Consider the following 13,637-nt stretch of genomic DNA (forward strand, 5'->3'; position numbering starts at 1 on the left):
TGGGCTGGCATACTGGAAAATGACCGATGCCGTGATCCTGTTTGTGAGGTTTGCAAATGCGGACAAACCCGAATCGAAAGCAAGTTGATGCCGGCGCCTGATGAATTCGGCGGCAGTTTGATCAGGCACGGCGTAGAGATTAAACACTTTGAGGTAGGGCTGGATGCCAAACTTACCAAATTGGAAGGCTCCGCTTAGTTGGATGCCTGTCTGGTGAAGATCGCCCAGGTTATTCTTTTGGATTTCAAATATTCTGCTTTCATTGACTGTCATTTGATTGCTGATGACATCGCTGGTTTTGCGGTAAAACAGGCGGGTAGAAAGAAATTGCTTGTTCATCCGGTGTGAAAATTCAACCGTGATCTGATGATGGGTTTCGGCTTGAAGATTTGGATTTCCGGAATGAACAGTCAGCGGATCTTCAACCGAAACGCTTGGGTTTAGCTGGTAAAAGCCGGGCCAGGAAACCGAGCGTCGATAAGTGAGCTTTAGGTTTTTCGATGAAGTGATGTTGTACTTCACGGCCGCATTTGGGAGCAGCTTATAGAACTTGCTGCTCGCTGTGTTTCCTGATGTTGTTTCGGAAGCCTCCAGCCTGAACCCGAGGTTGACTTCGAGTTTGGGAACACGGTAGTAAATAGCCCCGTGCGCAGCAAATCGATTTTCTTCGTACCGAAATTCGGAGGACGATCGGTTTTGCATGGTTCGCAACCTCGTTTGAAGTCCCGCGGTCAGTTTATATTTTTCGCTGAACGGTAAACTGTAGTCCAGCTTTAAATTGATGGAATTGTTTTTCGGACTGATGCTGTTCTCCTGAAAATAGCCGCTTACGGGGTTGGAAAACGTGGTGGTGTTGTCAGCTTGCAGATGATGCCAGCTGGCATCCACGGCTAGCTCGTGCCCCGATTCTTCGTCGAAAAGGTGCTTGTAATGTAAGGAATAGAAGCCACTGTGATTGATGTCGTCATCTTCTTTTTCAGCCGTCCAGCCGATATTGCCACTTGTTTGCAGTTCAGCGCTTCCGTCCAGTTCCTGCGAATACGGATTGTAGAACGCATAAAAATTGAGCTGGTTTTTCGGGTTTATAAAATAGTCAAAACCATAATGAAAGCGGTGCGACCAGGTTTTTTGTTTCAGCGATTGAAAGGATCTGATTTCGTTGTTCGCCGAGTTTCCCAATATTATTCGGTGGTACGATTCCTCTACATCGAAATACCTCAATTCGCTGTTGTAGGAGGTAAACAGGTTGAATTTCCCAATCCCATAATTCAGACCGTAAGCTGGAGTAAGAAACACTTCGGAAGTAGAAACAGGCACTTCCAGATAGATGTGACCGTCCATGCCAGCATTCCTTTTATTGGCTAATATAATGTTCAGCACACCGGTTACGCTGGCATCGTAGCGGGCTGGAGGAGTGGTAATGACCTCCACTTTGTCGATTTGTCCGGCTTGCAGCTGACTGAGGTAACTGCGGTCGCGCTCCATGCCATTCACCAGCACGATGATGTTCTGGCTTCCTTCAAGCGAAATATTTTGATGAAGATCAACCTGGACACCCGGCAGTAATTTCAAAATATCGGTGCCGGTGTTCGAAGCATCCTGCATTTTTTTGCTGACGAAAAAGGTGGTTTGGTCCGATTCCGATTTGGCCTTAATGCGCCCGGCAATCACGTCAATATTCTCTAACTGCAAATTGGTATCATCTAAAACAAGCCTGCCCAAATCAACGGGCATTCCGTTCAGCTCAACTTGTCTGGTGTAGGTTTCATATCCCAAGGCACTTACTTTCATGTGGTATTTGCCCGACAGGATGTTGTCAAGGGTAAAAATGCCTGCCAGGTTGCTTGCCGCACCTCCAACCAACACTGTCCCTGTTGAATCGTACAGGGCCACATGGGCAAAGGAAATGGCCTCGCGATTTTCGTGGTCGACAATGGCACCCGATAGGGCCGACTGTGCTCGTAACGGCAAGCTGATCGTTATGAATACGCATGCTAAAATGAATACGCGGGTTAGTTTTGGGGCGAGGGTTGAGATTTTCATGTTCGTCATCATCATGGTATGGGTTTGATTTGATGAGGTAAATTGACAGAACATGCCGTAATTGCCCAAATAACTGGGATACGTCGCAGCGATTTGTTATCGGGGGAATAAATCAGGCTTGACAGTTGTTACGGGAGGTAAGAATCTGTGATGAATGGTTAACCCAGCTGCTTGTAAAGTTTGTTGAATTCCCGCGACTTGTTGCGCGATACCGGTATTTCCTCTTCGATGCCCCAAAGCCGTAGTCGATATCCCAGGCTGTTGCCCTTTTTGGTTTTAATTTTTTTCAGGTTGGCAATAAATGCCCGGTGGGTGCGAAACAAGTAGGGGATTCCTGCCAGTTGCTGCTCAATATTGTTGATGGAATTACGAATCACTTTTTTCTGAATTTTTCCATCCGTTTGTATAAAAAAGTTCACGTAGTTTCCTTCTGAAACAGCAAAAAGGAACTGGCTCGGGTAGAAATTCAGCGTTTCTTTCTTCAATTGTGAATCGATTTGAATCCGTTCTTCGCTGTCCGATTGCATATTTGGCACGCTGGCAGCCTGATTCTTCGGGCTTAAAGCGTTTTGGTAGCGGTAATTCCATACCGAAGAAATTAGAAATGGAATGATGCCGATCAGGAAGGATTTTCTGACGGAGTCAAACAGCGTTGCCAGGTTCCATCGATCAGTCGGTTCTTCCAGCAAAAAAGCGGCAAAATAGATGGCGATTCCCATGCCCAGCAAAACAATAAAAACAGCCATCATTTCTTTCAATAGATTCCAGTCATGGCCTTTCGAAAAGAATTCGATCCTCCGTAAGCCTTTAATCATTCCAAATAGAGCCATTGCAGATATCAATGAATAGGCGGCCATCGTTGCGCTGTAACCAAAAATACGGCCGGCATGAGATCCCAGCGGTCGATACAACAAGGTAAATAGAAAAGCAAACAGCCCAATCAGCAAGGCCCCGTAATGCGGGTGCTTGAGGATGAAATTCTGAGGAAAGCTTTTTAACAAGCCGTTTTTTAGTTGATTCTTCATTTTTGGGAACACAGAAGATCTGCTCTGATCTTGCTTTTATTCCATGTAAAAGTAGGAATTTGAAAGCTGGTTTGTAGCGTGCAACAACGGTTTTTTCTGATTCGGCAGTACATTTTGTAGGTTGGGCAGTGATTGATAGGAAAAGATGGATTGATTGATGAAAGTTTTGCAGAAAATAAAATAAATCGGTTAATTTTGGAAATTTACCACCTTTTGAAGACAGAAAATGATATTCTAACAGACTAGTTTACTCCTCATGAGAAATATTTTAGCGATTGCCTTATTGGTTTTTTGGACATGTAGTGGTTTTGCCCAAAGCGCCGGAGACTACTTTCCCTTAGAAGACCTGACCACCGTTGGTGCATACTACTATCCCGAACATTGGGATGAGGCGCACTGGGATCGTGACCTGAAAAAGATGGCCGAAATGGGTTTTGAGTTTACGCATTTTGCCGAATTTGCCTGGGCACAATTGGAACCCGAAGAAGGAGTGTATGATTTTGATTGGCTGGATCGGGCGGTCGCTTTGGCGGCCAAGCACAAGCTGAAAGTAATTATGTGCACTTCAACAGCCACACCGCCTGTTTGGCTGGTTCGAAAGCACCCCGAGATCTTGAAAATGCGAGAGGACGGAACACGCATGGATCATGGGTCGCGGCAGCATGCTTCTTTTTCAAGCGAGGTGTACCGTCAATATTCCATGAAGATGATTGTTGAGTTGGCCAAACATTACGGGAACGATTCCCGCATTATTGGCTGGCAACTCGACAATGAGCCAGCCATCAACATCGATTTTAGTGACGATGCCCAAAAACGTTTCCGGGAATGGCTCAGGGAGAAATACCAAAGCATTGATGCCCTGAATGACGCTTGGGGCACCAACTTCTGGAGTGGCACCTACAGCGATTATACTGAAATCAATATTCCACAGCACCAGCAATGGGGAATGAACCTGTACCAACGGTTGGATCACAGCCGCTTTTGCGATCACGAAACTGCTTCGTTTCTGGATGAGCAGGCGATAGCAATCCGCGAATATGTCCATGCTGATCAGTGGGTTACCACCAACTACATTCCATACTACGATGCCCGCTATCCGGGAGCCAGCAAGGAACTCGACTTCATTACCTACACCCGTTACATGGTTTATGGCGAACACCCGGGAATCGGAATAAAAGGCTATCGAGTGGGCGAATATTCACGAATTGCCATGGCCAACGACTATTTCAGGCCATTGACACCAATTTATGGCGTGATGGAATTACAACCGGGGCAGGTGAACTGGGGTACGATCAACTCGCAGCCACTTCCGGGAGCGGTGCGTTTGTGGCTTTGGCATGTTTTTGCCGGCGGCAGTCAGCTTACCTGTACTTACCGATTCCGGGCACCGGTCTATGGTTTCGAGCAATATCATTATGGGATCGTAGGTCCCGATGGCGTAAGCCCAACTCGCGGTGGGCTGGAATTCCAGCAGTTTATGGACGAAATCAATTTGTTGAGAGGAAAATCAGCGATCGGAGAAGTTCCCGCAGCATATCAAAAAAGAAAAACGGCGATCCTTTACGATCCTGATAATACGGTTGCCATCAACCAGAACAAGCAAACTACAGTTTGGGATTCCGAGCAGCATGTTTTAAAATACTATAAGGCGTTGAAGTCGTTTGGTGCTCCGGTCGATTTTATTCGCGATACCATGGATTTCTCCAAATACCCGGTGATTGTGGTTCCGGCCTACCAGCAGATGAGTCTGAAACTGATCGAAACGTTACTTCACTATGTTGAAGCTGGAGGCAATTTGGTGATGTCGTGCCGTACCGGACATCAGAATGAATTGGGACATCTTTGGGAAGCAAGCCACGCTGAACCCATTTACCAATTGATTGGTGGCCAAATTGAAAGCTACGACCTGCTGCGTCCCTATGATCCTGACACGGTAATCATGGACGGAGAGCCGTTTTCCTGGACCAGTTGGGGCGATTTGTTGAGCCCGGCTGAAGGCACCGAACGCTGGGCGACTTACACCGGCGACTTTTATGCCGGCAAAACAGCCGTGAGCTTCCTCCAGCTTAAGAAAGGAAGCGTGTGCTATGTGGGAGTCGACAGCAACGAGGGCGATCTGGAAATGGCTGTCCTTAGCAAAGTGTATGATCGCCTGAATATACCTGTGAAAAATTATCCGCCGGGAGTTACTGTCGAATACCGCGATGGTTTTGGTATTGCCGTGAATTACGCTGACCAGGACTACACGATGGAACTTCCTGCGAATGTTGAGATTCTGATTGGTAATCCGGTCATTCCAACGGCAGGGGTGCTGGTATGGAAAATACCTTAGATTATTGTGGAGAAGATGGGATTCATATGGCCGGTGATGGTCAGCAGATTATTGCGTTAGAAATAATTAAGAAGCCATCGAATGTTCAGGGAGACACGTGATTTACGCATCGGTGGGGCCAAATTTCATTCCCCGGTGTGCCGAGGATATCAAGCTTGGTTGATTGCTTGGTTTTCAAAGCCTTTCCTTCGTTGTTTTATAAGTTGCAAGCTGAATTCTTCTTCTATTTTATTTGTGGAGGCGGGTCAAAACTGCGAAATTCAAGAAAAAAACTGTTTTTTACTTACAAATTAGTTTTGTCTTTACGGATTAATTTCTACATTTGCTCCACTAATAACACTAAAAATGAAATTTCAGGCTATCATACTCAACGTCCTTATTCTTCTAGTCGTGGTCATTTCGCAGGCGAAGTGAGGATGTCGTACGTTGGTATAACCGATAGCCATTCTCATCAGGGGGAATGGCTTTTTTCATTTATAGAACATTAATTTATGAGACATTTTGCAACAATTCATTTGGTCCTTCTAGTCGTCATTCTAGTATTTCACTAAGAAAGGCCAGGGATTGTTGAACAAATAAAATTCGAAAGCCTTTCTCTATTGAGAAGGGCTTTTTTAAGAAACAAAAATCAAGTTGAAATGCAGAAAAAATTAAGATCGGCCACAACTACCGAAGGACGAAAGATGGCGGGAGCCCGGAGTCTTTGGCGAGCAAATGGTGTGAAGGAAGAGCAATTTGGAAAGCCCATGATTGCCATTGTCAACTCGTTCACCCAGTTTGTTCCGGGGCATGTTCACTTGCATCATATTGGTCAGGAAATTAAGGCCCTGATTGAAGAGCGAGGCTGTTTTGCCGCTGAGTTTAACACCATTGCCATCGATGATGGCATCGCCATGGGACACGATGGGATGTTGTATTCCTTGCCTTCGCGCGATGTGATTGCGGATAGTGTAGAATACATGTGTAACGGGCATAAGGCGGACGCGATGATCTGCATCTCAAACTGCGATAAGATTACTCCGGGAATGATGATGGCCGCAATGCGTTTGAACATTCCGGCCATTTTTGTTTCAGGCGGACCGATGGAAGCCGGGAAGATCGATGAGAAATCGTACGACTTGGTTGATGCGATGGTGATGGCAGCCGATGATTCAGTGTCGGATGAAACCATTTTGCGGGTCGAGCAAGAAGCTTGTCCAACCTGCGGTTCCTGCTCGGGTATGTTTACGGCCAACTCTATGAACTGTTTGGCTGAGGCGCTTGGACTGGCTTTGCCTGGAAACGGAACCATCGTGGCTACCCACGCCAATCGTAACAAACTGTTTGCTGAAGCGGCTAACCGCATTATCGACATTACTTACGATCACTACCAGAATGGCAATGAAAAGGTAACTCCTCGTGGAATCGCTACCAAAGCGGTGTTTGAAAATTCGATGAAACTCGATATTGCCATGGGGGGCTCAACCAATACGGTGTTGCACATTTTGGCCATTGCGCAGGAAGCCGGCGTAGATTTTACCATGGAAGATATTGACAAGCTGTCGCGCAACACACCCAACCTGTGTAAAGTGGCGCCCAATTCTGACTATCATATTGAAGATGTGAACCGGGCCGGTGGAATTCTGGGCATTTTGGCAGAGATGGACCGGGCTGGTTTATTGGACACGTCTGTTTCACGGGTGGATGGCTTAACTCTCGCTGAGGCAATTAAGAAGTATGACGTGATGAATCCGAAGGTTTCAGAAGAGGTCATCACCAAATATAAATCGGCTCCGGCCGGAGTTCGTAACAATGTTATGGGCTCCCAGGAAAGTTATTACAAGGCATTGGACACCGATCGCGAAAAAGGATGCATCCGCGATTTGGAGCATGCCTACAGCAAAGATGGCGGATTGGCTGTCTTGTTTGGAAACATTGCCCGCAACGGATGTATTATAAAAACAGCCGGTGTTGATCCGTCGGTTTACACGTTTAAAGGAACTGCCAAGGTATTTCAGTCGCAGGATGATGCTGTGAATGGAATTCTTGGCGACTCTGTGCAGGCCGGCGATGTGGTGGTCATCCGCTACGAAGGGCCTAAAGGCGGACCAGGTATGCAGGAAATGTTGTACCCCACATCGTATATTAAATCCATGAAGTTGGATAAGGCCTGTGCCTTGATTACTGATGGGCGCTTTTCCGGGGGGACTTCCGGATTATCTATCGGGCACGTTTCGCCTGAAGCTGCAGCAGGAGGTGAAATCGCACTGATCGAAGATGGCGACCTTATCGAGATCAGCATTCCAGAGCGTAAGATCAACTTGCTGATTTCAGATGAAGAAATGACAAAAAGAAAATCTGCAGAAGAAGCGAAAGGCAAGGACGCCTACACGCCTGCCGGCAGAGACCGGGTAGTAAGCAAAGCCCTGAAAGCTTATGCCAGCCTTGTTTCTTCGGCAGACAGAGGTGCAATTCGATTAATAGATTAGTAACAAATAAAAACTCATTCATATGGCAACAAAGCGAATTACTGGATCAAAGGCCGTTATCCTTTCACTTTTGGAAGAAGGCGTAGATACCATTTTTGGATATCCGGGTGGGGCGATCATGCCCATTTACGACGCCCTGTATGATTTTGACAAGCAAGTAACCCACATTCTGACCCGTCACGAACAAGGCGCAGTGCATGCAGCCGAAGGGTATGCCAAGGTCACCGGCAAGGCTGGCGTTTGTTTTGCCACCTCGGGGCCTGGCGCCACCAACCTGATTACCGGAATCGCTGACGCGATGATCGACTCCATCCCGTTGGTTTGCATTACCGGACAGGTGGCTTCACCGCTGCTCGGAACCGATGCGTTTCAGGAGTCGGATGTGGTTGGCATTTCCATGCCAATTACCAAATGGAATTATCAGATTACCAATGCGGATGAAATTCCGGAGGCCATTGCAAAAGCATTCTATATTGCACAATCCGGCCGTCCGGGACCTGTATTGTTGGATATTGCCAAAGATGCCCAGTTTCAGGAAATAGATTTCAATTATAAAAAGTGTACAAAAATCCGGTCCTATATTCCGGAGCATCCGGTTGACCCCTTTAAGGTGAAGGCGGCTGCCTGGCTGATTGATCAGGCTAAAAAACCGTTACTGCTTTTCGGACAGGGCGTTATCATTGCCCAAGCCGAAGCTGAGCTGAAAGCTTTTGTTGAAAAGACCGGAATTCCTGCGGCCTGGACCTTGCTTGGCCTTTCTGCTATGCCGAGTGATCACCCGCTGAATGTCGGGATGCTAGGCATGCATGGAAACTATGGGCCAAACATCAAAACCAATGAGGCGGATTTGATCATTGCTGTCGGCATGCGATTTGACGACCGGGTTACCGGCAAGGTGAGTTCGTACGCAAAAAATGCCAAGATTATTCACTTGGAGGTGGATCCGGCAGAAATCGATAAGATTATCAAAACTGATGTTGCTGTGTTGGGTAATGCCAAAAAATCGCTGGCCATGCTTATCGACAATGTGAAGGAAAACACGCACGACGCTTGGGTTCAGGAGTTCAAGGACTGCGACAAAATTGAATTCGAAAAAGTAATCGATAAAGACATTCGCCCGGATAAAGTTGGGTTGACCATGGGGGAGGCTGTCCGCATTACTTCGGAAAAGACAAACAACAACGCGGTGTTGGTAACGGATGTGGGTCAGCAGCAGATGATTGCATCGCGCTACTTTAAGTTCTCGCAGTCAAAAAGCAATGTTACTTCCGGAGGATTGGGGACGATGGGCTATGCGATTCCTGCATCGCTGGGTGCTCAGTTGGGTGCAAAAGACCGGACGGTTTGCTGCTTTGTAGGTGATGGTGGTTTCCAGATGACCTTGCAGGAATTGGGCACTATAGTACAAAACAAACTGCCGGTAAAAATCATCCTCCTGAATAATAACTTCCTGGGAATGGTTCGGCAGTGGCAACAGTTGTTCTTCGAAAAGCGCTATTCATTTACCGAGCTTCAAAATCCTGATTTCATCATGATTGGGAAAGGTTTTGGAATGGAAGGCCACAAAGTAACCAAACGCGAAGAGTTGTCTGATGGCATTCAAAAGATGCTCGATCACGATGGTCCATATCTGCTGGAGGTTGTTGTTGAGAAGGAAGACAACGTATTCCCTATGGTTCCGTCAGGAGCATCAGTTTCAGACATTATTCTTGAAGCTTAATCGTTAAAAATTGAAAAAATGAAACAGGAATTTATTATTACCATATATTCGGAAAACCACATTGGATTGTTAAACCGGATCACGATCAATTTTACCAAGCGTAAAATGAATATCGAAAGTTTAACCGTTTCTGAATCAGCTATTAGGGGGATTTCGAAATTCACCATCGTGGTGAATGAAGAAGAAGACCGGGTAAAGAAAGTTGTTGGACAACTGGAAAAAGTGGTGGAGGTGCTAAAAGCGTTTTACCACACCAACGACGAGATGGTGTTTCAGGAAATCGCGCTCTACAAAGTTCAAACCGACACCTTGTATGACAGCGACCAGGTTGAACGCCTGGTTCGCAAGGCAGGCGCCCGCATTTTAGAAATTACCCGCGAATACACGGTCATTGAGAAAACGGGGCATAAGGAAGAAACACAGGAGCTGTTTGAAGCCTTGAACCAGTTTGGCGTGCTACAGTTTATCCGTTCGGGCCGCGTGGCAATTACCCGTGACCCCATTGAGCGCTTGTCGGAATTCTTAATGGAGCGTGACAACTTATTGAGTCAGGTGGATTAATTTTGTAAAATCATTTAATAAAGCATATAAAGAAATGGCAAATTATTTTAACACACTTCCTTTGCGCCTGCAATTGGAACAATTGGGAACCTGCGAGTTCATGGATCAAGCTGAATTTGCAGACGGCGTAAAAAAGCTGGAAGGCAAAAAAGTGGTGATCGTTGGATGCGGCGCCCAGGGATTGAACCAGGGACTCAACATGCGTGACTCGGGACTGGATGTGTCCTACACTCTGCGTGAGGCAGCGATCAAGGAAAAACGCCAGTCGTACAAAAACGCGGCCGACAACAATTTCAAAGTAGGAACTTACGAAGAAATGCTGCCATCAGCTGACTTGGTCATTAATCTGACTCCTGATAAACAGCACTCCAGTGTTATTAAAGCGGTGATGCCCCTGATGAAAAAAGGAGCAACCCTGTCGTATTCCCACGGCTTTAACATTGTAGAAGAGGGCATGCAAATCCGCAACGATATTACCGTGATTATGGTTGCGCCCAAATCTCCGGGTTCGGAAGTACGCGAAGAATATAAGCGTGGTTTCGGGGTGCCTACCCTGATTGCCGTTCACCCGGAAAATGATCCGAATGGAGATGGATTTGAGCTTGCCAAAGCCTACGCAGTAGCTACCGGCGGGCACAAAGCGGGCGTCTTGCGTTCGTCGTTTGTGGCCGAAGTCAAATCGGACTTGATGGGTGAGCAAACCATTTTGTGTGGCTTGTTGCAAACCGGTTCCATTTTGTCGTTCAATAAAATGATTGAAAAAGGCATTGAGGCGGGTTACGCGTCTAAGCTTATTCAATACGGATGGGAAGTGATCACCGAAGCGCTGAAGCACGGCGGAATCACCAATATGATGGATCGTTTGTCGAATCCCGCGAAAATCAAAGCGTTCGAATTGGCTGAAGAATTGAAAGACATTATGCGTCCGCTGTTTCAAAAACACATGGACGACATTATGTCGGGCGAATTTTCCAAAACCATGATGGAAGATTGGGCCAACGACGACAAAAACCTGCTGACCTGGCGTGCTGCAACAGGTGAAACAGCTTTCGAAAAAACACCGGCTACGGATGAGGAAATTACCGAGCAGGAATATTTTGACAACGGCGTGTTGCTGGTAGCCTTTGTGAAATCGGGTGTTGAGCTTGCATTTGAAACCATGACTGAAGCAGGAATTAAAGAGGAATCAGCTTATTATGAGTCGTTGCACGAAACACCGCTGATTGCGAACACCATTGCCCGGAAGAAATTGTTCGAAATGAACCGGGTGATTTCGGATACAGCCGAATATGGCTGCTACTTGTTCGATCACGCCTGCAAGCCGTTACTGGGTGATTTTATGAATAAGATTGAAACCGACGTGATTGGCGAGACTTATGGCGAAGGTTCAGATAATCATGTCGATAACAAGCGCTTGATTGAAGTGAATGCGCAAATTCGTTACCACGATGTGGAAATTATTGGCGAAGAACTGCGTGCGGCCATGGCTGCCATGAAAGCGATTTACTAGTTGATTGGCTGTTCTCCGGCAAATTTACAAGCCGGGGAACACAAGATATAGACAAGCTCCATCTGACGATGGGGCTTTTTGCATTTTATCCGGCTGATTTCTTGTATTGTGCCAGAACGAAATCTTTCCGCAGAACCTTTGAACAACTAGGCTTTTGATGGGTTATTTTTTTGTATTTTCAACCGTAGAAAAACAAAACTTCAAACGAAAACGAAATTCGACTATGATTTCATGGTTTATTGATCAAGATCCTGTGAAACAGGCGTTGTTGGCTACGTTATTTACCTGGGGCGTTACAGCTCTCGGGGCTTCCATGGTTTTCTTTTTTAAGCGCATCAACCGGAAAGTGATGGATGGTATGCTTGGTTTTGCCGCTGGTGTGATGATTGCCGCCAGCTTTTGGTCGCTTTTAAACCCAGCCATTGAGATGGCCCGGGCAACCAGCGACTACCCTTGGGTGCCGGCCGTGATCGGCTTTTTGGGAGGCGGAGCTTTTTTGTGGACGGCCGACCAGTTACTGCCTCACCTTCACCTGGGTTTTCCCCGCGAAGAAGCAGAAGGCGTTCCAACTACCTGGCGCCGAAGTGTGTTGCTTGTTATGGCCATCACCCTGCACAATATTCCCGAAGGATTGGCAGTAGGAGTTGCCTTTGGCGCGGTGGCTGTCAGTGCCCCTATTGACGGCGTTCCGGCGGCAACTTTAGCTGGGGCAGTGGCTTTGGCTATTGGTATCGGCATCCAAAATTTTCCGGAAGGGGCGGCCGTTTCTGTTCCGCTGCGCCGCGAAGGATTCAGTCGGCGGAAAAGCTTTCTGTATGGCCAGGCTTCAGGCATTGTGGAGCCGATTGCTGGAGTAATTGGTGCAGCAGCGGTACTGATGATGCAGCCAATTTTGCCTTATGCGCTTTCGTTTGCGGCAGGTGCCATGATCTATGTTGTGGTTGAGGAACTCATTCCCGAATCGCAGTTACAAAAGAATACGGATATTGCGACCATCGGTGCCATGCTCGGATTCGCAGTCATGATGACCCTGGATGTTGCCTTGGGGTAAAGGGAAACCAAGCCCTAATTCCCAATGACCAATAACCTGTCTTTTAAACATGTTTTTTTGCAGCGGATTTAGCTGTTAAAAGTGTAATATTATTATTCAAAAATTGAAACAATGAAGAGTATTATTGAAGGCACTTATAAACTCCTGTCGTTTGAGGCAGAAAAAGAAAATGGCGAAATCGTTTATCCATTTGGTGAAGACGCTATTGGGTACATTCATTATTCGACATCTGGCCACTTTTCGGTTCAGTATATGCCCAAGCATCAAGCAAGTGAAAACTTGAAAGGTGTGTCGTATTTTGGAAGTTACGAATACAACCGCGAGAAAGATTACATCGTTCATCATGTGGAAGGTTCGTTGTTTCCGAATGAAGAAGGCCTGGATAAAATCCGTAATGCCCGTGTAAGGGGAAAAGGATTGCAGTTGACTTGTCCACCACAAAAATGGGGCGATGATGAAGTTTTGGTAGCGACCATTCGTTTCGAAAAGCAGGAAGAACTGCCTCCGGTGACGGTTTTCTAACCGAAAGATTCGATTACCTTCGAACCTGAACCACACCTTTGAATCGACTTCACTGGTGTGGTTCAGATTTTTTTGCGAAAGGAAAGGTCCAGCAGTTTTTCAAATTGAACGAGCAGCACTAAGGCAATGCCAATTTGTATGATCAAGGTGACTTGCTTCAGTGGAATTCCATAAAGCTGTACGTTTAGGTTGGCGGTCATGTTGGTGATAGCCAGCCCCATAAAGAGGCCGACAAAAAAGAAAATCCAGGCAAATCGGATGTTGTTGAGTACCGATTCGTGCTGGCGCTTTTCCTGGTTGATCTTGTCCATCATGCGCGCTTCAAAATCGTCGAAAGGCATTTTGGTGAGCGAATGCTTCATCAAATTTCTGATCAGTTTTTCTTCTTGATGCATCTTATCCATT

The 13,637-nt window shown here is 46.6% G+C and carries 10 protein-coding genes; 7 read left to right on the plus strand and 3 right to left on the minus strand.

The genetic code is table 11. From position 1 onward, the window contains the following. Together AAC033_RS11595 and AAC033_RS11600 are read right to left on the minus strand one after the other, a co-directional pair. Positions 1 to 2,058 (minus strand): outer membrane beta-barrel family protein (locus tag AAC033_RS11595; protein ID WP_339738242.1); only part of this gene is annotated, 2,058 nt, incomplete at its 3' end. Positions 2,059 to 2,201: 143 nt separating this feature from the next. Then, positions 2,202 to 3,068 carry a LytTR family DNA-binding domain-containing protein gene (locus AAC033_RS11600; RefSeq protein ID WP_339738244.1) on the minus strand — a complete coding sequence of 289 codons (867 nt, stop codon included), beginning with the start codon at positions 3,066 to 3,068 and terminating at the stop codon, positions 2,202 to 2,204. Between the two features lie 256 nt (positions 3,069 to 3,324). Between AAC033_RS11600 and AAC033_RS11605 the strand changes: the two genes are divergently transcribed. From AAC033_RS11605 to AAC033_RS11635, 7 genes are all read left to right on the plus strand, one after another. Continuing rightward, entirely contained in the window at positions 3,325 to 5,400 is a 2,076-nt protein-coding gene (locus AAC033_RS11605; protein WP_339738246.1) for a beta-galactosidase, read from the plus strand. Positions 5,401 to 6,038: 638 nt separating this feature from the next. Continuing rightward, a complete protein-coding gene (gene ilvD / locus AAC033_RS11610; RefSeq protein WP_339738248.1) occupies positions 6,039 to 7,868 on the plus strand; it encodes a dihydroxy-acid dehydratase in 1,830 nt (609 codons plus the stop codon). 22 nt (positions 7,869 to 7,890) lie between these two features. Beyond that, entirely contained in the window at positions 7,891 to 9,588 is a 1,698-nt protein-coding gene (gene ilvB, locus AAC033_RS11615) for a biosynthetic-type acetolactate synthase large subunit (protein WP_339738250.1), read from the plus strand. A gap of 18 nt (positions 9,589 to 9,606) precedes the next feature. Then, complete coding sequence (gene ilvN / locus AAC033_RS11620; protein ID WP_339738252.1) at positions 9,607 to 10,149, plus strand: acetolactate synthase small subunit; 543 nt, start codon at positions 9,607 to 9,609, stop codon at positions 10,147 to 10,149. 34 nt (positions 10,150 to 10,183) lie between these two features. Continuing rightward, positions 10,184 to 11,659 (plus strand): ketol-acid reductoisomerase, encoded by a 1,476-nt coding sequence (ilvC, locus tag AAC033_RS11625; protein WP_339738254.1) that lies wholly within the window; start codon positions 10,184 to 10,186, stop codon positions 11,657 to 11,659. A gap of 223 nt (positions 11,660 to 11,882) precedes the next feature. Next, on the plus strand, positions 11,883 to 12,710 hold the full coding sequence (locus tag AAC033_RS11630) for a ZIP family metal transporter (RefSeq protein ID WP_339738256.1): 828 nt from the start codon (positions 11,883 to 11,885) through the stop codon (positions 12,708 to 12,710). Between the two features lie 111 nt (positions 12,711 to 12,821). Continuing rightward, positions 12,822 to 13,232, plus strand: a complete 411-nt coding sequence (locus tag AAC033_RS11635) for a lipocalin-like domain-containing protein (RefSeq protein ID WP_339738258.1) — start codon at positions 12,822 to 12,824, stop codon at positions 13,230 to 13,232. A 62-nt stretch (positions 13,233 to 13,294) separates the two neighbouring features. On the opposite strand, the gene AAC033_RS11640 is transcribed toward AAC033_RS11635, so the two are convergent. Beyond that, the gene (locus tag AAC033_RS11640) at positions 13,295 to 13,636 is read right to left on the minus strand and encodes a hypothetical protein (protein WP_339738260.1); all 342 of its coding nucleotides are present in this window, start codon (positions 13,634 to 13,636) and stop codon (positions 13,295 to 13,297) included. Position 13,637: the final 1 nt, after the last annotated feature.

This window comes from uncultured Sunxiuqinia sp., from assembly GCF_963974515.1.
Taxonomy (GTDB): domain Bacteria; phylum Bacteroidota; class Bacteroidia; order Bacteroidales; family Prolixibacteraceae; genus Sunxiuqinia.

Excerpts from the sequence above, each read along its gene's own strand:
- ilvC (WP_339738254.1), top strand. The coding sequence starts at position 10,184 with ATGGCAAATTATTTTAACACACTTCCTTTGCGCCTGCAATTGGAACAA.
- AAC033_RS11635 (WP_339738258.1), top strand. The coding sequence starts at position 12,822 with ATGAAGAGTATTATTGAAGGCACTTATAAACTCCTGTCGTTTGAGGCA.
- AAC033_RS11630 (WP_339738256.1), top strand. The coding sequence starts at position 11,883 with ATGATTTCATGGTTTATTGATCAAGATCCTGTGAAACAGGCGTTGTTG.
- AAC033_RS11600 (WP_339738244.1), bottom strand. The coding sequence starts at position 3,068 with ATGAAGAATCAACTAAAAAACGGCTTGTTAAAAAGCTTTCCTCAGAAT.
- ilvB (WP_339738250.1), top strand. The coding sequence starts at position 7,891 with ATGGCAACAAAGCGAATTACTGGATCAAAGGCCGTTATCCTTTCACTT.
- AAC033_RS11640 (WP_339738260.1), bottom strand. The coding sequence starts at position 13,636 with ATGGATAAGATGCATCAAGAAGAAAAACTGATCAGAAATTTGATGAAG.
- ilvN (WP_339738252.1), top strand. The coding sequence starts at position 9,607 with ATGAAACAGGAATTTATTATTACCATATATTCGGAAAACCACATTGGA.
- AAC033_RS11605 (WP_339738246.1), top strand. The coding sequence starts at position 3,325 with ATGAGAAATATTTTAGCGATTGCCTTATTGGTTTTTTGGACATGTAGT.
- ilvD (WP_339738248.1), top strand. The coding sequence starts at position 6,039 with ATGCAGAAAAAATTAAGATCGGCCACAACTACCGAAGGACGAAAGATG.